This is a genomic window from Bacillus sp. bc15 (assembly GCF_900142585.1).
Classification (GTDB): Bacteria; Bacillota; Bacilli; order Bacillales; family Bacillaceae_G; genus Bacillus_A; species Bacillus_A cereus.
The window spans coordinates 61,062-86,342 of record NZ_FRBJ01000002.1 but is presented as its reverse complement, the minus strand read 5'-3'; the positions used below and the strand labels follow the sequence as shown (position 1 = coordinate 86,342).

Here is a 25,281-nt window from a genome sequence, read left to right as displayed (position 1 = left end):
AAAGGAGAGAGAAAAATGTCTAATTTGATGGTTGAAAATCAAACAGAACAAGTTTCTATATTTTTAGAAGATGCTATTCATTTAATAACCAATTATGTAAATTATCATACGTTGCCTTCTTTATTAGAGGAGACACCGGCAGGGAACGAGCAATATTATAAAGGGTTATTAGCATCAATGAGACGACTTCTCGTTTTTTGCGAAGAAGGACATGATGCATGTTTTGTCTTGTTGAATAGTCAGCCATTTCGAAAAACAGCAGCTGAAAAAATTTTATATAAGATTTACCATCAAGTAATTGCAGAGTTTTTTTCACCGAAGAGTGATTATTGGTATGAAAATAGTCGGTCTGCATATACCGGAAAAAATTCTATCGTTTTTCAACAAACACCACCTGCATCATTGGGGCAAGTGATGAAGAGTTTAGAAGGTAAATTTCAATTGATGCGTGAAGAACTAGAATATTATGAGACGGATTATCAGACAAAGATGTTACACAAATATTGATTGCGGAAAAGAAGCTAAGGTGACTTAGCTTCTTTTCCTTTTGTACAGTTATATAAGGGATTTTCATTGAATATAGTTAAGTGGATAGCATTAGGGAGGTGCAACATGAATCAGCAAGGTGTATTTACAGATTACTTTCATGAAGTAGAAAATTGGTGTGAAAGTGTTCTTCACGTATTAGATAGCCGCGCAATGGAAGTGTATGATGTCCATATGCTTGCTTATAAAATTCAGACGTTGTTAGAGCGTATGAAAGAGCATGAGTATGAAACAGATGCAGAGTTTATGTATGAAATAAGTGATGATGTAGAACACATTCAGCATCACTTGCAGGAAGTATTTATGCAAGAAGAAGAGGAATATGAATTATATGAAAGAGGGGATAGCGAACGAGCTGTTCCAATTGGAGGACATACACTCCCACCATTACCTTATCCGTATAATGCGTTAGAACCGTATATTTCTAAAGAAATTATGATGTTACACCATGATAAACATCATCGGAGTTACGTGGAAGGGTTAAATAAAGCAGAGAAGATGATGGAAGAAGCGAGAAAAACAAATCAATTTGATTTAATTAAGCATTGGGAGAGAGAAGCGGCTTTTCATGGGTCAGGTCATTACTTACACACGATATTTTGGAATAACATGAAAAAAGACGGTGGTGGAAGTCCAAGAGGTGCTTTTTCACAACAAATCGAACAAGATTTTGGGAGCTTTTTACGTTTCCAAAAACATTTTACAGAAGCGGCCTCTAAAGTAGAAGGTTCAGGCTGGGCAATTCTCGTTTGGGTGCCCCGGTCTGGAAGGTTAGAAATTTTGCAAAGTACACTTCATCAATTATTTACACAATGGGATACGATACCACTCCTTGTACTAGATGTCTGGGAACATGCGTATTATTTACAATACCAAAATCGAAAAGATGAATATATTAAAAACTGGTGGAATGTTGTAAATTGGCCTGATGTAGAAAAAAGGTTTGAAACTGCGAAACAAATTGAATGGACACCATATTAGACGCAAATTCTCTGCGTCTTTTTTAATGAAAGCAGAAGGAAGATTTCGTTCATATTTTAAAAGGCCAAGCATACACTTGTACAAAAAGTGCCAAAAGGACGTGGGGGGAAATATGAGACGAATTTGTGTAATCATTACGCTTCTTATTATGTACGCAAGCGTTATGCCAATTCCTACATATGCAAAGATGAACAGCAATGTCAGTGCTCGAAATGCTGTATTAATGGAGCAACAGTCTGGTCGTGTATTATACGGAAAAGCAGAACATGAACCTCAAAAAATTGCTAGTATAACAAAAATTATGACTGCCTTGTTAGCTGCTGAATCAGGGAAGATGAAAGAAATGGTGTCAGTTAGCAATGAAGCGGTGAGGGTGGAAGGATCAGCAATCTATTTAAAGCCTGGACAAAAAGTGAAGTTAGAAGATTTAGTATACGGACTCATGCTTAGATCTGGTAATGACGCAGCGCAAGTAATTGCTGAAAGTGTGGGTGGGAGTATAGATGGATTCGTATATTTAATGAATGAAAAGGCGAAAGAAATTGGAATGAAAGATACTCACTTCTCAAACCCTCATGGTTTAGATGGAGATGGATCACATTATTCGTCGGCTTACGATATGGCGTTATTAACGAAGTATGCAATGGGAAACGAGTCATTTAAAAAAATCTTTGGAACAAAAACGTATAAATCCGATTCTTGGGATTACCCGTGGAAAAATAAACATAAGTTGGTAACGTCTTATTATGAATTTGCAACAGGAGGAAAAACAGGCTTTACGAAGAAAGCAGGAAGAACGCTTGTTACAACGGCATCAAAAGATGGACTAGATTTAATTGTCGTAACTTTGAGTGCTTCTAGTGATTGGGATGATCATATGAATCTATTTGACAAAGGATTCGAACGTTTCAAGCAAACGAAAGTTTTAGGACAAGGAGCAATTGCTGAAATAAATGAAAAGAAGTATGCCAACCATGTTTATACGAAAAATAGTTTTTCCGTGCCGTTAACTGAAGAGGAAAGAAAGAACGTGTTATTAAAAGTTGAACTGGATAAAAGTATAACGCTTGAGGATGGAGTAAAGGTTGGAAAGACAGATGTTTATGTTGGCAATGAGAAAGTTGGAGAACGGAATTTATTTTATAGTAAACGGAAGTTAGTAGCTACAACGGGACTTTACTGGAATAATGTGAAAGAAATTTTTTCTTACATGATAGGTGTTGGGAACGATGGTTAATCTCGTATGGGTAGCGATGGCTGTCATTGGGATTGTATACGCCATGATAAATGGAACGATGGAAGAAGTGAATAAGGCTGTATTTGACGGAGCAAAAGATGCAGTAACGATTTGTATAGGACTTATTAGTGTTTTAGTATTTTGGCTTGGTTTAATGAAAATTGCAGAGGAAGCCGGATTGTTAAAAAAATTAGTTTCGCTTTTTATGCCGATAGTAAAAAGGTTGTTTCCAGAAATACCAAAGGACCATCCGTCCATGGGATTTATTCTATCAAATATGATGGCAAACTTTTTTGGTCTAGGTAATGCAGCAACCCCTCTTGGTATTAAAGCGATGGAACAACTAAAAGAGTTAAATGGAGGAAAGGATTCGGCGAGCCGTTCTATGGTGACGTTTCTAGCATTAAATACATCAGCTATTACATTAATTCCTACGACAGTCATTTCAATTCGAATGACGTATGAATCAGCCAATCCTACTGAAATTGTTGGGGTAACATTTATTGCACAAGTACTTTCTATGATTGGAGCGATTTGGATTGACCGCTATTTTTACCGAAGAAGGAGTAGAAAGGGGCGGAAAAAATGAGTATTGTAAATACAATTTCCTTATGGGTAATCCCTTGTGTAATTGGTTTTATCCTTTTATATGGCACGATAAAGAAAGTGCCGACGTATGAATCGTTCGTTGAGGGAGGAAAAGAAGGGATTCAAATTGCAATTTCCATTTTACCGTTTATGGTTGGAATGCTTGTTTCTATTTCTATATTCCGATCTTCAGGTGCGCTAGATGCAATGATATCAGTAATGAAGCCAATGCTAGATTTAATTCATGTTCCAGCAGAAATCGTTCCATTAGCACTAATACGCCCTATTTCAGGTTCTGCTGGTCTAAGTATTACGACTGATTTAATTGCCACATATGGGCCAGACTCATTCATTGGGAGATTAGCTTCTACGATGCAAGGGAGTACAGATACGACTTTTTATATTTTAACAGTATACTTCGGAGCTGTTGGTATTAGAAAAATGGGAGATGCATTAAAAGTAGGTCTTTTTGCAGATTTAATCGGAATTATTTGCTCGATTGTCTTTGTTTCCCTATTGTTTCAGTAAAGCTATTCATTTTTTATGCTATTTCGCGTATAATACGTATACGACCACTATTAAGGTGTAGCTTAATAGTGGTTTTTTTATGTGGTATTTTTGACAAAATGATGAACTTTTATTGTGAGAAATATGAAAAATATGGACAATAATAAAGGATAAAAACATGATTTGACCTTTATATGTTTAATATCATCGCTATGTTGTTTAAGTGAGATGGAGCGAATAACCGTAAAGCGTATGCGGTTGCCAAGTCTTTCTAATGTAAGGTAAGATAAATTCGAGGTGAAAAAAAGAAATGGAACGATTACAAAAAGTGATTGCGCAAGCAGGTATTGCATCGAGAAGAAAGGCTGAGGAATTAATTCAGCAAGGAAAAGTGAAAGTTAACGGAAAAATAGTAAAAGAGTTAGGAACAAAAGTAACTCCTCAAGATAAAGTAGAAGTAAATAACATCCCTCTTGAAAAAGAAGAACCTGTTTATTTTTTACTATATAAACCAACTGGTGTAATTTCAAGTGTATCAGATGATAAAGGTAGAAGTGTTGTAACAGACTTTTTCCCTGAAATTACACAACGTTTATTCCCAATCGGACGTCTAGATTATGATACGTCAGGAGTATTATTAATGACAAACGACGGGGACTTCGCAAATATATTAATGCATCCTAAATATAAAGTTGAAAAAACGTATGTTGCAAAAATAAAAGGCCCATTAACAGGTGAGAAAATTCGCATGTTAGAACGCGGTGTTGCACTAGAAGACGGTAAAACAGCACCAGCACATGTGAAAATTATTTCTTGGGACAAGCGTAAAGAAATGGCTATTGTACAATTAACAATTCATGAAGGACGTAACCGTCAAGTACGTCGTATGTTTGAAGCGTTAGACTGTAAAGTAGTGAAATTAAAACGTGAACGTTATGCTTTCTTAGAAGTAGGAAACCTGCGACCTGGTGATGCGAGAGAATTGACACCACATGAGGTGAAACAATTACGCGCGCTTGCTTCTACAAAGCCAAGATAAGCTATAGAGTTAAAAATTCACCAGTGGAGTGCTCTGCTGGTGATTTATTCAATACAACATTTACAGAAGATAATACATAACATTTACCGAGGAGAGGAGAGGTAATATGAAGAAAAATCGCTTATTATTTCGCGTTATTATTCTACTCATTTTATGTGGTGCTGTAGGATTTACCCTTTATCAAGGATTCTTTGCTAATAAAGAGAAAATGCAAATCGGAAAAGAAGCACCTAACTTTGTTGTGACGGATTTAGAAGGGAAGAAAATTGAACTAAAAGATTTAAAGGGAAAAGGTGTATTTTTAAACTTTTGGGGTACGTGGTGTAAACCTTGTGAAAAAGAAATGCCTTATATGAATGAATTATATCCAAAGTATAAAGAAAAAGGCGTTGAAATCATAGCGTTAGATGCAGATGAAACGGATATTGCAGTAAAGAACTTTGTGAACCAATATGGTTTGAAATTCCCAGTTGCTATTGATAAAGGACAAAAGATTATAGGAACATATGGAGTAGGTCCATTACCGACAAGCTTTTTGATTGATAAAGATGGAAAAGTAGTGGAGCAAATTATAGGTGAACAAACGAAAGAACAATTAGAAGGGTATTTAAAGAAAATTACTCCGTAATAAAGAAAGCCTTTACATAAGAGGTGCGTGTCTATAGTGCCTCTGGTTTAAAAATTCTGAGTATTGCGGTAACTCGAGGTTAGAATATACAATAGTACATATAGAGACAGGGCGGTGAGAGTGTTGAAAGAAATTAAATGTGAATGTGGACATGTTAATCCGATAGGAACCGTTTTTTGTGAAGCTTGCGGGAAACCATTTGAAAGCAATGAAAATGCAAAACTATTGGATATGCGCTATGAGGGGAGTGCACGGAGATCTCTCACGCAAACAAAAACGATAGTCGATAAAATTTGGAGCTTTTTCTCTTCTGTAAAAGTGGGTGTATGGCTAATCGTAATAACTTTAGCTGCATCAGCGATAGGAACTATTTTTCCGCAAGAAATGTACATAACTCCAGGGATTGCACCAGCTGAATATTATAAACAAGAATACGGATTTTTAGGGCAATTATACTATCAATTAGGATTTAATAATTTATACGGTTCATGGTGGTATATGATTTTGATTGCTTCTATCGGTATTTCACTTGTGATATGTAGTTTAGACCGCGTTATTCCACTTTATAAAGCTTTAAAAAAGCAAGGCGTAAAAAGACATCCTAGCTTTTTAAAGAGACAGAGATTATATGGGACTGGTACACCGAAAGATGGTGACCTGGAAAGAGTGCAAAAGAATTTAAAGAAAAGAAACTATAACGTGAAAGTGGAAGACGGAAACGTTTTAGCAGAAAAGGGACGCTTCTCGCGTTGGGGTCCATATGTAAATCATATCGGTCTTATTATCTTTTTATTCGGTGCGATGCTTCGTTTTTTACCGAGTATGTACGTAGACGAAGCACTTTGGTTACGTGATGGTGAAACGAAAGAAATACCAGGGACGGATGGACAATACTACTTAAAAAACGAGAAATTTATAAAAGAAGTTTATGATAAAAGTAAGGACAAGGAAGTTTTTGAGGAAGCGATTGATCGTGTAGGCGATAAAATGATTGCGAAAAACTTCCAAACGAATGCTGTATTATATAAAGCTGTGGGCGAAAATATAGCAGGGCAAAAACCAAAGTTGGAAAAAGTAAAAGAAGCGGAAATTCGAGTAAATGAACCACTGAAATTTGATCAATTTGCAGTGTATCAAGTGGATTATAAAGAAAGTGAATTTAAAAGTATGTCCTTCAACTTGCAAAATAAAGAAAATAATCAAAAATGGGGACCGATTAAAGTAGATTTAACGAATCCTAAGGAAAAATATGATTTAGGAAATGGTTATTCTCTAGAACTATTAAGCTATTTTCCTGATTTTTATTTCGATGAGAATGGAAAACCAAATACAAAAACGAAATTACCGAACAATCCTGCATTTGTATTTAAAATGTTTACACCTGAAACACCAGATGGTGAAGTGAGTTTTGTTGGTATTCAGCAAAATATAGAACCTGATGGAAACAACAAATATAAAATGTCGTTTGCAGGTGTTGAAATGCAAAATGCAACAGCACTTACTGTAAGAAAAGATTTAACGCTTTGGATTCTCGGTATTGGAGGGTTTATATTTATGGTTGGTGTCATTCAAGGTATGTATTGGAATCATCGCCGTATTTGGATACAACGTGTTAATGATGAATGGTGGATTGCAGGGCATACGAATAAAAATTGGTTCGGTTTAAAGAAAGATATTGAAAGAGTAATAGAAGGTACAGCAATTCCACAGCCAAATGATAAAGTAATCGATAAAAAAATTAGTTAAGGTGGGGAAACGATATGGTGCAAATAAGTAGTAACTTTCTCTTTACCGCATTTATTTTATATTTAATTGCGACTCTATTTTTTGGTGGAGCCATTAAAGAAAAGGGTCATAAATGGGCAAATGTAGGAATAACAATTACAATTTTAGGGTTTATAGCACAAACAGTATATTTTGTTACAAGGTGGATCGCATCAGGGCATGCACCAGTTAGTAACTTTTTTGAATTCGGTACATTTTTCGGCATGATGCTTGTAGGAGCATTTATTGTAATGTATTTTATGTACCGTGTAAGTATAATTGGACTATTTGCATTACCAGTTGCGCTTTTATTAATTGCCTATGCAAGTATGTTTCCGAGGGAAATATCTCCGCTTATTCCATCTTTAAAAAGTAATTGGTTACATATTCACGTGACGACTGCAGCAGCAGGACAAGCAATTTTAGCGATTAGTTTTATTACGGGCGTTATGTATTTATTAAAAAATGTAGATCAATCAACGAGAAGTAAACGGACATTTTGGCTAGAGACGGTAGTATTTACACTTGTTTGTACAGTTGGATTTATTGGAGTAACAACGGTATTTTCTAGTATGAAATATGAAGCGAAGTTTCAATGGGTTGATAAAAATGAACAGCAACTGGAAATGAAGTACAATCTTCCGGCTTTAGTTGGACCGCATGAAGGGAAGTTACTGACAGAAAATAAATTAGAACCGGCAGTTGAAGTTCCAGCGATTGTAAATGCGAAGAAATTAAATACTGTTATTTGGTCAGTGTTAGTTGGAACATTACTTTATATTGTATTAAGACTTGTTTTACGGAAGCGAGTATCGGCAGCACTTCAGCCGTTAGTAAAGAATACGAATAGTGATTTACTAGATGAAATCGGATATCGATCTATTGCAATTGGATTCCCAGTTTTCACATTAGGAGCGTTAATTTTTGCAATGATTTGGGCTCAAATAGCGTGGACGCGTTTTTGGGGCTGGGATCCGAAAGAGGTTTGGGCACTTATAACGTGGCTCTTTTATGCTGCAGTACTACATTTACGATTATCTAAAGGGTGGCATGGAGAGAAATCAGCTTGGCTTGCAGTAATTGGTTTTGCAATTATTATGTTTAACTTTATTGTAGTAAACTTAATTATTGCCGGTTTACATTCATATGCATAGAGAAATAAAATAGGAGAGTGCATGTCACTTTCCTATTTTATTTTTGTCAACTTTTCTTCTTTTTTGAGAAAAACATGACAAAGTAGCGGTTGATTTTGTAAAATGATGTCGAGGACATTATATACTGTTCAAAAAAAATACATAGTTTTGGAAAAAAATTGAACAAAATTTATTATTCTTGTGAAGCATAATATGGGAAGTGAAACATTTAGAAGATTGCTTAAATAAACGAGAATAGCGCAACATAATAGTAAAGAAGGGTAGGTGTGAACCGCTGAAGTGAGAGTACGCAGCGGGTAGAGATGGAAAATGAATCAAGAATTTTAATTGTAGATGATGAGGATCGTATTCGTCGTTTATTGAAAATGTACTTAGAAAGAGAACAATACACAATTGAAGAAGCAGATAATGGTGATACAGCTTTAGAAATGGCGTTACAAAATGATTACGATTTAATCTTATTAGATCTTATGATGCCTGGTAAAGATGGCATTGAAGTATGTAAAGGGGTTCGTGAGAAGAAAGCGACACCAATTATTATGCTGACAGCAAAAGGTGAAGAAGTAAATAGAGTACAAGGATTTGAAGTTGGAACAGATGATTATATTGTAAAGCCATTTAGTCCACGTGAGGTCGTGCTACGTGTGAAAGCGGTATTACGTCGTGCTGTACCAACAACATTCTTTACACAAGATACAACGACAAAAGATGTTACTGTATTCCCGCACTTAACAATTGACAACGATGCACACCGTGTTACTGCAGATGGTAATGAAGTAAACTTAACGCCGAAAGAATATGAGTTACTATTATTTTTAGCGAAAGCTCCTGATAAAGTATTCGATCGTGAGCAACTGTTAAAAGAAGTATGGCAATATGAATTCTTCGGAGATTTACGTACAGTTGATACACATGTAAAGCGTTTACGTGAGAAGTTAAGCAAAAAATCACCAGATGCAGCGAAAATGATTGTTACTGTTTGGGGTGTAGGTTACAAATTTGAGGTTGTGAACGACTGATGCTTTGGAGAAGTGTAGTAGGGAAGTTATGGATGACCATATTACTTCTCGTTTCGTTTGTTCTTGGATTTGTTGCGATTTTACTTTCACAGTTTTTTAGAACGTATTATGTTGATATGAGTGAAGCTAGGCTTCAAAAAGTCGCAACAAGTGTTTCAGAGTTAATTGAAGAAGGTGCCGATGTAAAAACGATTGAGAATATCGCTTACAAATTCTCTGATCCACTTTCAAGGATTATTATTGTAGAAGATGGTAAAGAAATCTCTTCTTCACCGAAACAAGAAGGCTTAGTCACTCTTACAATGGATGACTTAAAAGAAGATAAAGAATTAGCGGCTGTGTTTACAGACAAAAAAGAAATTAAGAATAACATTAGAAAAGCCTCTAATAGTAGAAAAAATAAAAATACTGAAAATGATATTATGATTGTCGGAAAACCAGTGCAATCAAAAAATCAAAGTGCAGTGTTTGTATACGAATCTTTACAAGTGCCGATACAAGGTATGGAAAGAACGACTGATTTTATATTCTTATCAGCAGGGATTGCGATTATATTAACAACTTTCTTTGCATTCTTCTTATCTACTCGAATTACAGCACCACTTCGTAAAATGCGTGAGGTTGCTTTTGAAGTGTCGCGTGGGAAGTTTGATGCGAAAGCCCCTATGGTATCTCAGGACGAGATTGGTGAGCTTGCAACGGCCTTAAATCAAATGGGGAAACAGTTGAAGTTTAATATGAATGCCCTGCAGCAAGAGAAAGAACAGTTAGCAAGTATTTTGAGTAGTATGGCAGATGGGGTTATTACATTAAATCAAGAAGGTGAAGTTGTAGTAATCAATCCGCCGGCTGAACATTTCTTACAAGTTTGGCAAGAAGAAAAAGAGATAGAGCTCAGTAAAAAACTGCCTTCTGAACTTGTTGAACTATTCCATCTCGTTGTAGAAAGCGAACAACAACAAGTTGTTGAAATTAATTTACAAAAAGGGAACTATGTAGTTCTTATGACGCCGCTCTACAATCAAACGAAAATTCGCGGGGCTGTAGCAGTACTGCGAGATATGACGGAAGAACGTCGTCTTGAAAAGATGCGTCAAGACTTTATTGCGAATGTATCGCATGAACTTCGTACACCGATGGTCATGCTGCAAGGGTATAGTGAAGCAATTTTAGATGATATTGTGCAAACGAAAGAAGAAATTAATGAGTTTGTTCAAATCATTTATGATGAATCCGTTCGTTTAGGTAAACTTGTAAATGAATTATTAGATTTAGCACGCATGGAAAGTGGTAATGTAGAGTTACATATAGGTGAAGTGGACATACATCCGTTTGTTGAAAAAATTGGTCGTAAATTCCAAGGGATTGCAAAGGATAAAGAAGTTGAACTAACAGTTGATTTCAAAAATCCAATTGAACAATACCCGTTTGATGCAGATCGTATGGAACAAGTATTGACGAATTTAATTGATAACGCAATACGTCATACGAACGCAGGCGGACATGTAACACTTGTAATTGATACGAAAAATAATGGTCTCATTTTTGAAGTACAAGATTCGGGCGTTGGTATTCCAGAAGAAGATATTCCATTTTTATTTGATCGTTTCTATAAAGCTGATAAAGCAAGAACACGTGGAAAAAAAGGTGGAACAGGACTCGGGCTTGCGATTGCGAAAAATATTGTTCAAGGCCATGATGGTAAAATTTCTGTATCAAGTGTTGTTGGAGAAGGAACTACATTCTCTGTCTATTTACCGAATCGTATAATTTAGATATACGTTTTTAAAGTTGATAATGAATAAAGTTCTGCTGTTTTTTATTTTTTTGTAAACTCAATTAAATAAAGAATGGTAGAACTTTTTTCTATGTTGCTCGAATAAAGAATAACAAGAGAGGTGCTGTGAAGAAATGAAATTATATACAAAAACAGGAGATAAAGGAACGACAAGTGTAATAGGTGGTAGGGTTGATAAAGATGATATCCGTGTGGAAGCGTATGGAACAATAGACGAGGCGAATTCTCATATCGGATATGCAATGACTAAACTACAAGGCGGGCCTTTCGGAGATATTTACAATGAACTTGAAACGATTCAACATGAACTATTTGATTGCGGGGGAGACTTGGCGATAGTAGGTGAGAAGATACCTTATAAAGTAAAAATTGAAATGGTCGAAAACTTAGAAAGTAGGATTGATTCGTATATAGAAGAAGCACCGCCGCTAGAGCGCTTTATTTTACCAGGTGGAAGCGAGTCGGCAGCTGCTATTCATATTGCACGTACAGTTGTAAGGCGAGCAGAACGATGTATCGTGTCCTTACAAAAAGAAGGAAAAATAAATGAAGTTGTTCTAAAGTATGTAAATAGATTATCTGACTATTTATTTGCAGTAGCTAGAGTAATAAACGCTCGATTACAAGTAAAAGATGTAGAGTATAATCGCAGTGCAATCGTTTTTCGTGATAAGAAAGAGAAGGAAGTGGAGTGATTCACTTTCTTTTTTGTATACTTTTTTCTGTAATATACCAAAATAGAGAAGGTATGGTGGTAATTAGAAAACGGAGGATGTATATGAAAGTTTTAAAATACGGCGTTATGTTATTGACAGTACTGTTTTTATCTCAATTACATGTGTACGCAGAGGGAAATCAATGGGCATGGCCTGTTGAAGGACAGATAAGTGATTATTTTGGGACAAGACACGGAAAACACTACGGTATAGATATAGCGGCACCGATCGGCACGCCTGTGTCAGCTATTCAAGAAGGGAAGGTAACAAAGTCTTATTATTCAAGTAGTTATGGAAACGTTATATTTATTAAACATGGAGAATATGAGGCTGTGTATGCACATTTAAATAAGAGATATGTAGTTCAAGGGGATTATATTTCAAAAGGAGAAAAAATTGGAGAAGTAGGGAACACGGGAGAATCGCGAGGTGCACACTTACATCTAGAACTTCATCAAGGAAGATGGACGATGGCGAAAAAGAATGCGATGAACCCATTGCTTGTTTTAAGTGAACAAAGAAATGAAGTTGTTTCTTCATCATTATATGTCGTACAAAAAGGGGATACTTTAGTTAGTATTGCACGGAAATTTAGTATGACACTTAAGGAAATTAAAGAAAAAAATGGATTGCAGCAAGAGCTAATTTATCCTAATCAACAATTATATGTTAAGTAAAGGCAACGTCTCAAAAATTAAACTTTGAATATTCTTAAATAAGGTTCAATGTAAATGAAATTATATGGGCGCTTCTCCTAGAAGTATTGAGTGAATTAGAGTATCTATATTTAAAAGAAAACCGTCCCAAAATTTATTTTGGGACGGTTTCTTTTACCAAAAAATAAAGACACATATAAATCCAGAAATAGCTAAATAGCTATATAAGTAAAAAACTTTTGTTCTTGTTTTCTCTTTTGTTCGAAACAGTACGATAGTCGGTTCAATTAAACCGATTGTCAAACAAAGTAGGCCAAGAAGCATACAACCAATCGAAATAGAATACAGGGCGATTTGTGGTGCTTGAAATGGAATCATCCATTTTAATAAAAATGCAATAAGTGCAGTGTAACAAATGCTACCGATGTATTTATTCAGTGGTGTATTAGAACGAAAGCCAGGAAGTTTTTTTAAGAAAGAGCGGGAAACAACTTCTGTTTGTAAAGATGTATGCTCTTCAATAATTTTTTGAGCTTCTTTTCCTTTTTGAAAAAGAGATAAGATCCAATTTCGCTCACCCTGAAAAATAAATTGAGAAGTTGTCAAATAGTGATCAATCTTCACTTTACTCCAACTCTTCCACGGATGACGCTCACACAATTTTAATTTACTTTCTGTTTTCTTATCATACTGATAAATACTGATGCCATCTTCATCGAAAGTAGCATAGTATGTCTCGTTTGAGAATGTGCCTAAATCAATTGGGCAGTAGAAAAGTAATTCTTTTTTTAAGTAAAAGTATTCTTTTCTTAAGTTTTTTTTCATTGCTTCTCGAATAGAATGTCTCTTTTCTTTTTTCATGACATTTCCTCCATAACTCAGAAAATGTTCTTATCTTAACAATTCAATATCTTATCACTTTTAATTATATATGACTAGGTAATTCAAAAGAGAAATGCCGAATAATAAAAAATATGGATTGTATTGTAAAATATTTCGCAATTCATTTGTTGTTACGAAAAATAAATAACTAATTTTAAATAAGTTACAATTTTTTAGTTCACAATGTTATGAGGTTGTTGTATAATGAAGGGGAAAATAGAATATCGGTCTATCTTCGGGGCAGGGTGAAAATCCCGACCGGCGGTGATGAACTATTTATGATTTTGTTCTAAGCCCGCGAGCCGTTAAGGCAGGATTTGGTGTGATTCCAAAGCCGACAGTATAGTCTGGATGGGAGAAGATGGAGGTTCAAGCGTTCAAAAAAGATATGGATTTGAACGTCTGTTTGATGTGCCTTAAATTCTCCCTTTGTGTAAAACACAAAGGGTTTTTTCGTTCTATGAAAAAATAGGCATAGCAGAACCTTTCCACTTTCCATGAGATGATCGATGGAAAAGGAGAGAGAAAGATGAAACAAAAAAACAGTGTAGTGCAGATGGTGAGTGTAGCGATGCTAAGTAGTATTGCATATTTACTAATGATGTTGGATTTCCCGTTCCCAGGGCTTCCGCCATTTTTGAAAATTGATTTTAGTGATGTACCAGCTCTAATTGCAGCAATTATCTTTGGACCAGTAGCAGGAGTGATTGTAGAGGCGATAAAGAACATTTTACATTACGGGATTCAAGGAAGTTTAACAGGAGTACCAGTTGGAGAAATTGCAAACTTTATTGCAGGATGTTTATTTATTGGACCAGCAGCTTTCTTATTTAGAAAGTATCGTACTGTGAAGAGTTTAACGACAGGATTAATGCTAGGGACAATTACAATGGCACTTATTATGAGTGTATTAAACTACATCATCATATTCCCGGCTTACACTTGGTTTTTAAATTCACCGGCTATGTCTAGCGAAGCTATCAGAACAACGGTTGTAACGGCAATCTTACCATTTAATTTAATTAAAGGAATTGTTGTAACAATTGTATTTGTAGCATTATTCTCACGCCTGAAAGTATGGGTGTTTGCAAAAATGAAAAATGCATAATATATATTAAAACCATTAGTAGTGTGGAACTACTAATGGTTTTTTATTAAGGAAAATAAAATTTAGATACAAAAAACGCCCCTCATCAATATGAGGGGCGTTTTTTGAAGTTAATAAAAGACTATTCGAATTTTAAAGCGTCTCCGTCGAATGATTCGTCAGCAACTTTAATTGAGTCAGTTGGACAGCCTTCGAATGCATCCATCATATCTTCAATTAATACATCTGGAATTTCAACGATACCTTGGTTATCGTCTAATGTTACAAATGCAATACCTTCATCATCATAGTCATAAATGTCTGGTGCAGCAGCGCCACAAGCACCACATGCAATACAAGTATCTTTATCAACGATTGTATATTTTGCCATCTTTTTTCCCTCCTGATAATATGTATGTGAAAAGCTCGCCATAAAAATTATAACCTTATTGTAAAACGGTTTGTGAAACTTTTCAACATAAAATTATAATGATAATGCTTATCAATTAGAGTGTCAACTTATTTTTGAATTATGTCATAAGATTTTCAAAATACGTAAATGTGATTTCGTTTGATACAATAGAATATATACAAGTATATAGTTCTTATATGATAAGTTTAATGAGCGACAGTAGATAGTGTAATTGTACTGAAAAGAATGAAGTTAAGATTGGAAGGTGGAAGCGGTCATGCAAATACAATATACTTTGTTGCATTGTTTAAAACAATTGAATGGTGAAAGAACCGTTTCTTCTATTTATTATTTACTAAAGGGCAAACGTTCTTCGCAAACTTTACAAGATGGAAATATGTTCCGGATTTCTTTTTTATTCGGAATATATAAATCATTAAATAGAAATGACTATGATGGTGAAGTTGTAAAGTTGTTGCAAGCGGATTTTATTCAAGAAATACATGAAAATACATATGTGTTAACACCTACGGGTAAAATGCAGTTACATAAATGGGAGGAAGTTTATGCTTTTCCAGCACATTTGCATGGTTTACATTATGGTGAATTAGGTGAAACATTTTGGAAAAGATTATCATTGATTATTCAAACCATATCAAATTTACAACAGAATAATACGAAGTTTATCCCAATTCAACAAGATACAGAAATAATGATGTGGGTAAAACGTTTTCTAACAGGAAGGCCATATAAAAGAAGTGAGTTGGCGAGGAAACTATGGACGGAAGTACATAATCTTTTGGAAAAGAGTAATGCGATAGAAGCGACGATTGTAACATATCGACTAACGGGCTATGAACGTATTGGTTGTACATTGCAACAATTAGCAGAAATTACGAAACAAGATATATTCAGGGTGTATTTTTTATTTTGGGGTACAATGCATTTCTTTATACAAGAAGTTCGTGATAAAGAAAATGAATTTCCACTATTAGCTGAAATTATATCTTATCCAAATGAGAGAGCTGAATTATTTAGTTTATCCACGAAAAAAACATATAATTTTTGGAGACAAGGGCGTTCTTTAGAAGAAATAGCGACGATTCGGAATTTAAAGGTTGCAACGATAGAAGATCATTTTGTTGAAATTGCTTTGCGAGAAAAAGATTTTTCTATTGAAATGTTTATGGAAAAAGAAAAGATAGACAAAGTAATAAAAGTAATTGAAGCATTACAAACGCGGAAGTTACGTGTTTTGAAACAAGCGGTTGGAGAAGATATCTCTTATTTTGAAGTTCGTCTTGTATTAGCGCGGATGGAGGGTGTAAATGAAACTTGAAGAATATTTATATAAGTGGTTTGGATATTCTGAATTTCGTCCAGGTCAAAAAGGAGTTATTACAGATTTATTAGAAGGAAAAGATGTGATAGCAATGCTTCCGACTGGAAGAGGGAAATCTATGTGCTATCAGTTTCCGGGGCTTATGCGAGAAGGAACAGTGCTTGTTGTATCACCGTTATTATCTTTAATGGAAGATCAAGTGACACAATTAAAGTATGTTGTGAAAAACCGAGTGATAGCATTTAATAGTTTTCGGACATTAAATGAAAAAAGAGAAGCGATGAAAAAATTATCTTCATATAAATTTATTTTTGTTTCACCAGAGATGTTACAGTCGGAGTTATTAATTAGGGAATTGAAGAAAATTCATATTTCATTATTTGTTGTTGATGAGGCTCATTGTATTTCTCAATGGGGTTATGATTTTAGACCGGACTATAAGAAACTAAATGTAGTTATTGAAAATATTGGTTCTCCTACAGTATTAGCATTGACAGCCACAGCGACAAAAGGGGTACTACAAGATATCGCAGACAGTTTAAATTTAAAGGGTGCCGCGGAACATGTATACTCTATTGACCGTCCTAATATTGCAATGGAGGTGCAATTTGTAGAGACGATAGAAGAAAAGAAAGAGGCGCTTTTGGAGCAGGTGATGTATTTACAAGGGCCGGGAATTGTATATTGTTCAAGTAGAGCGTGGACAGAAAGGTTAACGGAATACTTGAGAGGAAAAGGTGTTACTGGTGTAGCTTTTTATCATGGTGGTATGGAACATGAAGAGCGTATGTTAATTCAACAACAGTTTATGAACGATCAATTGCAGCTTGTAATATGTACAAGTGCATTTGGTATGGGGGTAAATAAGGCGAATACGCAATATATTATTCATTTTCATTATCCAACTAATATAGCTTCTTACTTACAAGAAATCGGAAGAGCTGGAAGAGATGGCGAACCGAGTATAGCTATTTTATTGTGTAGTCCGTTGGATCATGATTTACCAATTTCAATCATTGAGGATGAATTGCCAAGTAAGTCGCAAATACAATTTTTATTTTCTTTACTACAAGAAAGAATGTTTCAAACGAAAGAATTACCAATAGAAGATGTAGAAGAAATTTGTTATAATGCAGCAAGATTTAATGAGCAATATTGGCGTTTCGTTCGTTATCATCTCGAACAGGTTGGAATTATACAACAACGAAGATTATTATTAGAGAGTTTGTCAGATGAAATTATGAACCGATTAATAGCTGAAGTAGAGATAAGGTTGCGTAATAAATATAGTGAGCTAGAAAATATGAAGTCATGGATACGAGTTAAAGGATGTAGACGTGAATATGTGTTGCAACAGTTCGGTTATAGGAAAGAGAAAGAGTTAAATAATTGCTGTGATTATTGTGGTATTACAAAAGAAGATTATAAAAAAAGACGAGCGCAACAATCGGATTTCGACTATAATTGGGAAACAGAGTTACAAAAGCTTTTCGGCCTAGAAAAGATGGGGGAATGATGAACATTCAAAGGCATAATGTTGAAGATATGAGTCCGCAGGAAATAAGGCTGAATCTATATATAACACAGTTAATTATTATCGGTATTGGCTGTTTACTAGCATATATATTATTTCAAGATGTAAAAGAAGTGTTTAATTTATGGAGATGGGAACCAGTATCTATACTTATTATAGGTGGTTTGTTAGCGATTGGTATTGTGTTATTAGATTATGTTGCAATACGAGTGTTTCCAGAGTCTTGGTTTGATGATGGTGGTATTAACGATAAGATGTTTCGAGGAATGTCGGTTCTGCATTTACTCATTATTACGTTCGTAATCGGTTTTGCAGAAGAATTTTTATTTAGAGGTGTAGTGCAGACTCATTTTGGAATTGTAATTGCGAGTTGCGTATTTGCAGTGTTACATATTCGTTATATAACAAAGCCATTTTTGTTTTGTTTCGTCTGTTTCATTAGTTTTGTCTTTGGTTATGTATTTGAATGGACAGGGAATTTGTTTATAACAATCTTTGCACACTTTCTTGTTGATTTTATAATGGGACTCCAATTAAGAAAATAAATGGAAGGTGGTGGTGAACAACATGAGGAAACGAATTCCTGATTTTGAAGAGGAATTAGAAGTTGAGCGAGTAGAAGAAAAAGAAAGTTTACCGCCGCGTAGTGAAATTCATAGAAATAAAGAGAAAAAACAAAAGTTTAAAATAAATCATATTTTCGTTCGGGTTTTAACATTTCTATTCATTCTGCTGCCGATTAGTATTTTGTGGTATACGGATAAATATATTCAGGTGAAGGGCGATAGTAATAATGCCGGGAAAAGTGCGTTTGAAGTAATCTTCTTTGATTCAGCTAAATCTGAGTCGCAGAAACAGTCTGAAAAAGCGATAACGCATACTGTGAAAGAGGGAGAAACTTTAGAAAGTATAGCGAAGCAATATTTTTCAGATGAAAATGGGGTTGAAGTAATTAAAAAGTATAATAACTTGCAAGAAGATGAAGTGAGTGCAGGTCAAGAATTAAAAATTCCGATAAAAGATAAGTCCACAAAGCAAGAGAGTTAGTGAATTAGGCGAACGCAGTTTGTTATAAAAGCCTAGGGTTATCTTTATGATGAGGGGAGTAAAAAATATGATATGGATTATATTATTCAGTACTCTCATAGGAATGGGGATTTTATTACTTCTTGTGATGTATAAAGAAGCGATGCGTAATACAGTGTTGGAACATACTTTAGTATTTAAAGAATTTCCGAAAAGTTTTCAAAAAGTAAATGTGTTTTTTATTTCTGATATTCATAGAAGAGCCATTTCGAATTTGTTAATTGAACAAGTAAAAGGAAAAGTAGATCTCGTAATTATCGGAGGAGATTTAGCAGAGAAAGGAGTCTCTTTATCAAAAATCTCTGCCAATATTCAAAAGTTAAGAGAGATAGCTCCTGTATATTTTGTGTGGGGAAACAATGATTATGAGATAGAATATCATGAATTAGATGCTTTATTATTAGAAAATAACGTAAAAGTTTTAGATAATACAAGAGTGGTATTTGAGTCTGAATTAGGCGAGAAAATTTGTTTGCTCGGTATAGATGATGTTGGATTGCACCGTGATCGTTTAGATTTGGCATTGGCGGATTGTAAAGAAGATGGTTTTCGTATCTTAGTTAGTCACAACCCCGATATAATAAAAAAGATGTCTGGAAATGAACAGATTTCACTTGTATTAAGTGGACATACGCATGGAGGACAAATCCGATTATTCCCATCTAAAAAATATTTAAAAGGTGGCGTATATAACCATTTGAATACGATTCTCTTTGTTAGTAATGGGTACGGAACAACATTGATACCACTTCGTTTCCGAGCTCCTGCTCAAACACATATTATTACATTGTGCGGAGGGAAATGATGCCAACTCTTAGTGGAAAATATAATATAAAAGCTGTTTCAAATATAATTGGAGTTCAGCCGAGTACGCTTCGCGCATGGGAAAGACGATATCAAATTATTTCCCCAAAGCGGAATCAAGCTGGGCATCGTTTATATACAGAAGAGCATATTCAAATTTTAAAATGGTTAATGGAAAAAGTTTCTTCCGGTATGATGATTGGACAAGCAGTTCAGTTATTAGAAGAGAATCGTTTGCAGAGTACAGTTCAAAAAGAGATACATTTCGATAAAGAAGTTGTTTTAGTGGACGATTTGCTACAAGCTTTGTTAAAATTTGATGAAATTACAATTGCTGCATTATTAAACGAAGCTTTTAGTATATATTCAACAGAAAAGGTTGTTGCCAGTATCGTTCTTCGAGTGACAGACAAATTATTAACGTCAAAAAATAATAATGAGATTTCAATGGTGCAATTTCAATATGCACTATCATTTTTACAAACGCGTCTAGGGATGGTGTATCACAATGCCTCAATGTTTTCTTCTTTACACAAAGTTATTGTGTTAGAAAAGAATGCATTGAAAGGATTTATTTTTTCAACTTATTTACGCTTAAAAGGATATGAGGCGATATATATTAGGACAAGCTTAGCTGAAGATGGTATGTTGTCAGCGGTAGAGGAAATACAGCCGAAATATGTGTTTGTATCTTTTGCTGACGAACTAGAAATGAAAAAGACGATGAACTTTATAAATGTATTACAAGAAAAAAAGGAATCTCTTTCTGTTGGATTTATCGGAAAGCTAGGCGTTCTAAACCAGTTGGACATTGAAACAATCTTAATTGGTGATACGAAAGAAGAATGGGATGAATGGTTAAAAATGTCGGAATAGTTGTTCGAAAAGAACCATCTATTTTCTATTTCATATAATAAAAATTAGATGCATTGGTTACGTAGGGAGGGTATGAGATGAGGCTGGAACGATTAAATTACAATAAGATAAAAATTTTTCTAACATTTGATGATTTATCTGAACGAGGATTAACGAAAGAAGATTTATGGAGAAATGCGCCGAAAGTACAGCAATTATTTCGTGATATGATGCAAGAAGCAAATAAGGAATTAGGATTTGAAGCAGATGGTCCGATTGCAGTTGAAGTGTTTTCTCTACAAGCACAAGGGATGGTTGTAATTGTAACGAAAGAAAATCAAGAAATGGATACGGATGATGAGTTCCGTGACGAGTTTATTGAAATGCAAGTGACTCTAGACGAAAGTGAACATATATTATATGAGTTTGCTACGCTAGATGACATAATTAACCTGTCGAATCGCTTATATAACCTTGGTGTAACTGGCGGAAAGCTATATACGTGGGATGAGCGCTTCTATCTTTGGGTGGAAGAAGAGGAACAAATTCAATTGTTAAAAGCGGATTTTATAGCTATTTTAGCGGAATACGGCAATCCGTCTACAGCAACTATTTATCGCATCATGGAGTACGGTAAAGAATTAATGGATTTTAACGCGATAGAACAAATACACAATTACTTTGTGAAAAAACAAAACCTCAGCTAATACAACATAGCTGAGGTTTTGTTTTTATTTGGATAAGGGAAGGGATGATAGTAAATACGCGAACATACTTTTTGAAAATAAAATATGCAGTTTTATGGGAGTGTCGCTGAGGAAAATAAAAAATATTTAAATATTTAAGTATTTTACTTTTCTAAAAGTAATAAAAGGACTATAATAATAGTGAAAACGCTTGCAACAGAAAATAGTTTGTATATATTTGTTAGCGTTTTCTATTGCATTCCAAATTTAAGGGTGTATACTAGGCAATGAAGGTTTACTAAACAAGTGAAATTACAGGGGGTTTACTTACTATGGTAGCCGAAAAGGGAACTCAAACAAAAACACAACAACAAAGGGAACAACATTTTGAACTATTGAATTCAACACAAATTGTTATTAGTGAAGCGTTAGAAAAATTGGGTTATCCAAACGAAGTATATGAATTATTAAAAGAACCAATTCGTATGATGACAGTGAAAATACCAGTTCGTATGGATGACGGGACTGTTAAAATATTTACAGGATATCGTGCACAACATAATGATGCTGTTGGTCCAACGAAAGGTGGAATTCGCTTCCATCCGAATGTAACAGAAAATGAAGTGAAAGCACTTTCAATCTGGATGAGTTTAAAATGTGGTATTGTTGATTTACCATATGGTGGAGGTAAGGGTGGAATTATCTGTGATCCACGTGAAATGTCATTCCGTGAGTTAGAAAGATTAAGCCGCGGTTATGTACGAGCAATTAGCCAAATCGTAGGTCCGACGAAAGATATTCCAGCTCCAGATGTATTCACAAACTCTCAAATTATGGCATGGATGATGGATGAGTATAGCCGTATTGATGAATTTAATTCACCAGGATTTATTACAGGTAAACCGCTTGTATTAGGTGGATCACATGGACGTGAAACAGCAACTGCGAAAGGTGTAACAATTTGTATTCGCGAAGCTGCGAAAAAACGTGGCATTGATATTAAGGGTGCACGCGTTGTTGTTCAAGGGTTCGGTAATGCTGGTAGCTTCTTAGCTAAATTTATGCATGATGCAGGTGCGAAAGTTATTGCAATCTCAGATGCTTACGGCGCTTTACATGATCCAAACGGATTAGATATTGATTATTTATTAGACCGTCGTGATAGCTTCGGTACAGTAACAAAGCTATTTAACAATACAATTTCAAACAAAGAATTGTTAGAGCTTGATTGCGATATTTTAGTTCCAGCTGCAATTGAGAACCAAATTACAGAAGAAAATGCTAATGATATTAAAGCGAAAATCGTTGTTGAAGCTGCAAATGGTCCAACAACATTAGAAGCGACTAAAATTTTAACAGATCGCGGAATTTTACTTGTTCCAGACGTATTAGCAAGTGCTGGTGGTGTAACGGTATCTTACTTTGAGTGGGTACAAAATAACCAAGGTTACTACTGGACTGAAGAAGAAGTAGAACAACGTTTAGAAAAAGTAATGGTAAAATCATTTGATTCTATTTATGAAACAGCACAAGTTCGTAAAGTGAATATGCGCTTAGCGGCGTACATGATTGGTGTTCGTAAAATGGCTGAAGCAAGCCGCTTCAGAGGCTGGGTATAAAATATTATATATTGAGAAAACGTGATTTCCTTTCGAGGGAATCACGTTTTTTTGTTGAAGTATTAAATGAGGTGTTGTATATGAAGAATGAAATGCTGGAACGAGTAAAACAATTAGAAGAAAAGGTTAAGAGGTTAGAGGGAGAACTTGCAAGAACGGTGAAAGCTCGAAAAATAAGTACTGTCCGGATGTTCGGGGAAGGGCTACTGTTTTTGATATTTGGTGTGGTTGTAGTAGGGCCGATTATTGCCGTTATAATCTCAATTTTTACTTGGCTTGCTGAAAAATAAAATAAAATAAAAACAAAAAGAACGCTTGTTCTGTGCGAACAAACGTGCTATACTCTCCTTAGATAAACAAAACGGAAATGATTTTAAGGAGAGATAAATGATGAAAATGACAGTAGACCAAAGGTTTATGATGCCAGCAGATGTTGTAGAGCGAGTGGAAGTATTACGAAACAAACAAAGCAAGCGTGGCACATTATTACAATCGGTAAACAAATTTTTCGGTTTAGATACGAAAGAAGATTGTGTTTGGTTTTACGGTTTTTATGGAGTGGCTGTAAGTATCTTGTTGTTTATGGTGTTCACTTCAAATATTTTCGATTTTCTCTTCGCGTAAGAAATATGCGATAAGGACATTGCTACCGAATACATATATAAGGAAGTAAGGTAATCTTCTAGAGCGGGAGTTGGTAGCAATGGCGATGTTTCCTATAGAGCGCAACTATATAGGATATGGAAGTTCACGACCGGGGATTCCTCTAACTAAAGTGAGATTTATTGTAAGTCATGATACGGGGAATCCTGGAAGCAATGCGATAGGAAATCGAGATTACTTTAATGAATTACAACCGAAAGCTTCGGCGCATACATTTATAGATGATAAAACAATATTGGAGATTATTCCTATAAATGAAGTTGCATATCATGTTCGATATGGTGTGCCGACGGATAATGACTTATACGGATATGACGCGAATAAGGCGGCCATTGGAGTGGAACTTTGTTATGACGGTGATGTTAACTTTTGGGAAGCATATAATCGTTTTACATGGTATCATGCGTATTTATGCCAAAATTTTGGCTTAAATCCGAAAAAAGATATCGTGTCACATAAAACGCTTGATCCAGCTAGAAAGATTGATCCTGAGAATGTATTAGGGAAACAAGGTATTAAATTTCAGCAGTTTTTAGCAGATGTCTATCGGATGTACGTTTCGTTTAGATGACAAATATATGAAAAATGAATACAATAAAGATAGGTGCCTACTGCTGTAAGTAGGTTTTTTCTTGTTTTTATAAATAGTGTATTGGTAGAAGACTAGGAGTGGACGAGTATGCAGAAAGAAACAGTTATTATAATCGGAGGCGGTCCGTGCGGATTAGCGGCAGCGATTTCGTTGCAAAAGGTAGGGATAAATCCGTTGGTAATTGAAAAAGGAAACATTGTAAATGCCATTTATAATTATCCAACTCATCAAACATTTTTCTCTTCTAGTGAAAAATTAGAAATTGGTGATGTAGCTTTTATTACAGAAAATCGTAAGCCAGTTCGAAATCAAGCGCTTGCGTATTATCGTGAAGTAGTAAAACGTAAATCTGTACGTGTAAATGCTTTTGAGCGAGTGGAGAAAGTTCAAAACGATGGAGAAGTTTTTCAGGTTGAGACGACAAAGCGTGACGGAAGTAAAGAAATATATATAGCGAAATATATTGTTGTAGCAACTGGATATTATGATAATCCAAATTATATGAATGTTCCAGGTGAGGAATTGAAGAAAGTAGCTCACTATTTTAAAGAGGGGCATCCTTATTTTGATCGAGATGTAGTAGTTATAGGTGGGAAAAACTCGAGTGTAGATGCCGCGTTAGAACTTGTTAAAGCTGGTGCGCGTGTAACGGTACTGTATCGTGGAAGTGAGTATTCACCAAGCATAAAGCCTTGGATTTTGCCGGAATTTGAGGCGTTAGTACGAAACGACACAATTCAAATGCATTTCGGGGCTCATGTGAAAGAAATTACTGAGCATACATTAACGTTTACAGTTGATGGTGAAGATTTTACAATCCAAAATGATTTTGTATTTGCGATGACTGGTTATCATCCTGATCATAGCTTCTTAACAAAGATGGGTGTTAAGATTGATGAAGAAACAGGACGTCCAATTTATACAGAGGATAGAATGGAAACGAATGCTGAAAATATTTTCATTGCAGGTGTCATAGCTGCTGGAAATAATGCAAATGAAATATTTATCGAGAACGGTAGATTTCATGGAGATGCGATTGCACAAACTATTGCATCAAGAGAAAAATAAAAAGGAGCTGTCGGGAAA

28 protein-coding genes and 1 riboswitch are annotated in these 25,281 nt (G+C 35.0%); of the genes, 26 read left to right on the top strand and 2 right to left on the bottom strand.

What is annotated here, in order from left to right; all coding sequences use genetic code 11:
• Window positions 1–15 precede the first annotated feature (15 nt).
• The 13 genes from BUA87_RS10250 to BUA87_RS10190 all read left to right on the top strand — a co-directional run bounded on the left by BUA87_RS10250 (window position 16) and on the right by BUA87_RS10190 (window position 12,654).
• On the top strand, window positions 16–507 hold the full coding sequence (locus BUA87_RS10250; RefSeq protein ID WP_000067551.1) for a YpuI family protein: 492 nt from the start codon (window positions 16–18) through the stop codon (window positions 505–507).
• 105 nt (window positions 508–612) lie between these two features.
• Window positions 613–1,527: a superoxide dismutase gene (locus tag BUA87_RS10245; protein ID WP_001075742.1), complete on the top strand. Its 915-nt coding sequence runs from the start codon at window positions 613–615 to the stop codon at window positions 1,525–1,527.
• Window positions 1,528–1,639: 112 nt separating this feature from the next.
• Window positions 1,640–2,764, top strand: a complete 1,125-nt coding sequence (locus BUA87_RS10240) for a D-alanyl-D-alanine carboxypeptidase family protein (protein WP_001252626.1) — start codon at window positions 1,640–1,642, stop codon at window positions 2,762–2,764.
• Window positions 2,757–3,353, top strand: coding sequence for a spore maturation protein SpmA (spmA, locus tag BUA87_RS10235; RefSeq protein ID WP_000247810.1), 597 nt, complete (start codon window positions 2,757–2,759; stop codon window positions 3,351–3,353). The genes BUA87_RS10240 and spmA overlap by 8 nt, the downstream gene beginning before the upstream one ends.
• Window positions 3,350–3,880 (top strand): spore maturation protein SpmB, encoded by a 531-nt coding sequence (spmB, locus tag BUA87_RS10230; protein WP_000029514.1) that lies wholly within the window; start codon window positions 3,350–3,352, stop codon window positions 3,878–3,880. The genes spmA and spmB overlap by 4 nt, the downstream gene beginning before the upstream one ends.
• A gap of 289 nt (window positions 3,881–4,169) precedes the next feature.
• Window positions 4,170–4,898 carry a 23S rRNA pseudouridine(2605) synthase RluB gene (rluB, locus tag BUA87_RS10225; RefSeq protein ID WP_072939627.1) on the top strand — a complete coding sequence of 243 codons (729 nt, stop codon included), beginning with the start codon at window positions 4,170–4,172 and terminating at the stop codon, window positions 4,896–4,898.
• Window positions 4,899–5,004: 106 nt separating this feature from the next.
• Complete coding sequence (resA, locus tag BUA87_RS10220; RefSeq protein ID WP_000742194.1) at window positions 5,005–5,526, top strand: thiol-disulfide oxidoreductase ResA; 522 nt, start codon at window positions 5,005–5,007, stop codon at window positions 5,524–5,526.
• 120 nt (window positions 5,527–5,646) lie between these two features.
• Window positions 5,647–7,272, top strand: a complete 1,626-nt coding sequence (resB, locus tag BUA87_RS10215; protein ID WP_000910517.1) for a cytochrome c biogenesis protein ResB — start codon at window positions 5,647–5,649, stop codon at window positions 7,270–7,272.
• Window positions 7,273–7,286: 14 nt separating this feature from the next.
• Entirely contained in the window at window positions 7,287–8,444 is a 1,158-nt protein-coding gene (resC, locus tag BUA87_RS10210; RefSeq protein ID WP_000250087.1) for a cytochrome c biogenesis protein ResC, read from the top strand.
• 302 nt (window positions 8,445–8,746) lie between these two features.
• On the top strand, window positions 8,747–9,463 hold the full coding sequence (gene resD, locus BUA87_RS10205) for a DNA-binding response regulator ResD (RefSeq protein ID WP_000426861.1): 717 nt from the start codon (window positions 8,747–8,749) through the stop codon (window positions 9,461–9,463).
• Window positions 9,463–11,238 carry a sensor histidine kinase ResE gene (gene resE, locus BUA87_RS10200; protein ID WP_000964683.1) on the top strand — a complete coding sequence of 592 codons (1,776 nt, stop codon included), beginning with the start codon at window positions 9,463–9,465 and terminating at the stop codon, window positions 11,236–11,238. The genes resD and resE overlap by 1 nt, the downstream gene beginning before the upstream one ends.
• 136 nt (window positions 11,239–11,374) lie before the next feature.
• Window positions 11,375–11,956 (top strand): cob(I)yrinic acid a,c-diamide adenosyltransferase, encoded by a 582-nt coding sequence (locus BUA87_RS10195; RefSeq protein ID WP_000781271.1) that lies wholly within the window; start codon window positions 11,375–11,377, stop codon window positions 11,954–11,956.
• Window positions 11,957–12,039: 83 nt separating this feature from the next.
• The gene (locus tag BUA87_RS10190) at window positions 12,040–12,654 is read left to right on the top strand and encodes a peptidoglycan DD-metalloendopeptidase family protein (RefSeq protein ID WP_000866228.1); all 615 of its coding nucleotides are present in this window, start codon (window positions 12,040–12,042) and stop codon (window positions 12,652–12,654) included.
• Between the two features lie 153 nt (window positions 12,655–12,807).
• Here the strand turns inward: BUA87_RS10190 and BUA87_RS10185 are convergent, their stop codons facing one another.
• The gene (locus tag BUA87_RS10185) at window positions 12,808–13,494 is read right to left on the bottom strand and encodes a hypothetical protein (RefSeq protein ID WP_000711798.1); all 687 of its coding nucleotides are present in this window, start codon (window positions 13,492–13,494) and stop codon (window positions 12,808–12,810) included.
• Between the two features lie 248 nt (window positions 13,495–13,742).
• A riboswitch (FMN riboswitch) is annotated at window positions 13,743–13,882 on the top strand.
• Window positions 13,883–14,044: 162 nt separating this feature from the next.
• Here BUA87_RS10185 and BUA87_RS10180 point away from each other — a divergent pair.
• Window positions 14,045–14,623 carry an ECF transporter S component gene (locus tag BUA87_RS10180; protein ID WP_000810856.1) on the top strand — a complete coding sequence of 193 codons (579 nt, stop codon included), beginning with the start codon at window positions 14,045–14,047 and terminating at the stop codon, window positions 14,621–14,623.
• A gap of 121 nt (window positions 14,624–14,744) precedes the next feature.
• On the opposite strand, the gene BUA87_RS10175 is transcribed toward BUA87_RS10180, so the two are convergent.
• The gene (locus tag BUA87_RS10175) at window positions 14,745–14,993 is read right to left on the bottom strand and encodes a ferredoxin (RefSeq protein WP_001151993.1); all 249 of its coding nucleotides are present in this window, start codon (window positions 14,991–14,993) and stop codon (window positions 14,745–14,747) included.
• A gap of 298 nt (window positions 14,994–15,291) precedes the next feature.
• Here BUA87_RS10175 and BUA87_RS10170 point away from each other — a divergent pair, with 298 nt between their 5' ends.
• From BUA87_RS10170 to BUA87_RS10115, 12 genes are all read left to right on the top strand, one after another.
• Window positions 15,292–16,353 carry a YpbB family protein gene (locus tag BUA87_RS10170; protein WP_001167017.1) on the top strand — a complete coding sequence of 354 codons (1,062 nt, stop codon included), beginning with the start codon at window positions 15,292–15,294 and terminating at the stop codon, window positions 16,351–16,353.
• Complete coding sequence (gene recQ, locus BUA87_RS10165; RefSeq protein ID WP_000762977.1) at window positions 16,343–17,872, top strand: ATP-dependent DNA helicase RecQ; 1,530 nt, start codon at window positions 16,343–16,345, stop codon at window positions 17,870–17,872. Before BUA87_RS10170 ends, recQ begins: the two co-directional genes overlap by 11 nt.
• Window positions 17,872–18,435, top strand: coding sequence for a CPBP family intramembrane glutamic endopeptidase (locus BUA87_RS10160; protein WP_072939623.1), 564 nt, complete (start codon window positions 17,872–17,874; stop codon window positions 18,433–18,435). Before recQ ends, BUA87_RS10160 begins: the two co-directional genes overlap by 1 nt.
• A gap of 22 nt (window positions 18,436–18,457) precedes the next feature.
• A complete protein-coding gene (locus BUA87_RS10155; protein WP_001231555.1) occupies window positions 18,458–18,937 on the top strand; it encodes a LysM peptidoglycan-binding domain-containing protein in 480 nt (159 codons plus the stop codon).
• A gap of 67 nt (window positions 18,938–19,004) precedes the next feature.
• Window positions 19,005–19,781, top strand: coding sequence for a metallophosphoesterase (locus tag BUA87_RS10150; RefSeq protein ID WP_072939620.1), 777 nt, complete (start codon window positions 19,005–19,007; stop codon window positions 19,779–19,781).
• On the top strand, window positions 19,781–20,656 hold the full coding sequence (locus BUA87_RS10145) for a MerR family transcriptional regulator (protein ID WP_016513094.1): 876 nt from the start codon (window positions 19,781–19,783) through the stop codon (window positions 20,654–20,656). The genes BUA87_RS10150 and BUA87_RS10145 overlap by 1 nt, the downstream gene beginning before the upstream one ends.
• A 77-nt stretch (window positions 20,657–20,733) precedes the next feature.
• A complete protein-coding gene (locus tag BUA87_RS10140; RefSeq protein ID WP_001235398.1) occupies window positions 20,734–21,342 on the top strand; it encodes a genetic competence negative regulator in 609 nt (202 codons plus the stop codon).
• A 311-nt stretch (window positions 21,343–21,653) separates the two neighbouring features.
• On the top strand, window positions 21,654–22,940 hold the full coding sequence (gene gudB / locus BUA87_RS10135) for an NAD-specific glutamate dehydrogenase (protein ID WP_000225172.1): 1,287 nt from the start codon (window positions 21,654–21,656) through the stop codon (window positions 22,938–22,940).
• A gap of 80 nt (window positions 22,941–23,020) precedes the next feature.
• Window positions 23,021–23,230: a hypothetical protein gene (locus tag BUA87_RS10130; RefSeq protein WP_072939617.1), complete on the top strand. Its 210-nt coding sequence runs from the start codon at window positions 23,021–23,023 to the stop codon at window positions 23,228–23,230.
• Window positions 23,231–23,327: 97 nt separating this feature from the next.
• Entirely contained in the window at window positions 23,328–23,564 is a 237-nt protein-coding gene (locus tag BUA87_RS10125; RefSeq protein ID WP_001983018.1) for a DUF3961 domain-containing protein, read from the top strand.
• A 79-nt stretch (window positions 23,565–23,643) separates the two neighbouring features.
• On the top strand, window positions 23,644–24,174 hold the full coding sequence (locus BUA87_RS10120; protein ID WP_072939614.1) for a peptidoglycan recognition protein family protein: 531 nt from the start codon (window positions 23,644–23,646) through the stop codon (window positions 24,172–24,174).
• A 108-nt stretch (window positions 24,175–24,282) separates the two neighbouring features.
• On the top strand, window positions 24,283–25,263 hold the full coding sequence (locus BUA87_RS10115; protein WP_001168518.1) for a YpdA family putative bacillithiol disulfide reductase: 981 nt from the start codon (window positions 24,283–24,285) through the stop codon (window positions 25,261–25,263).
• The last annotated feature ends 18 nt before the right edge of the window (window positions 25,264–25,281 follow it).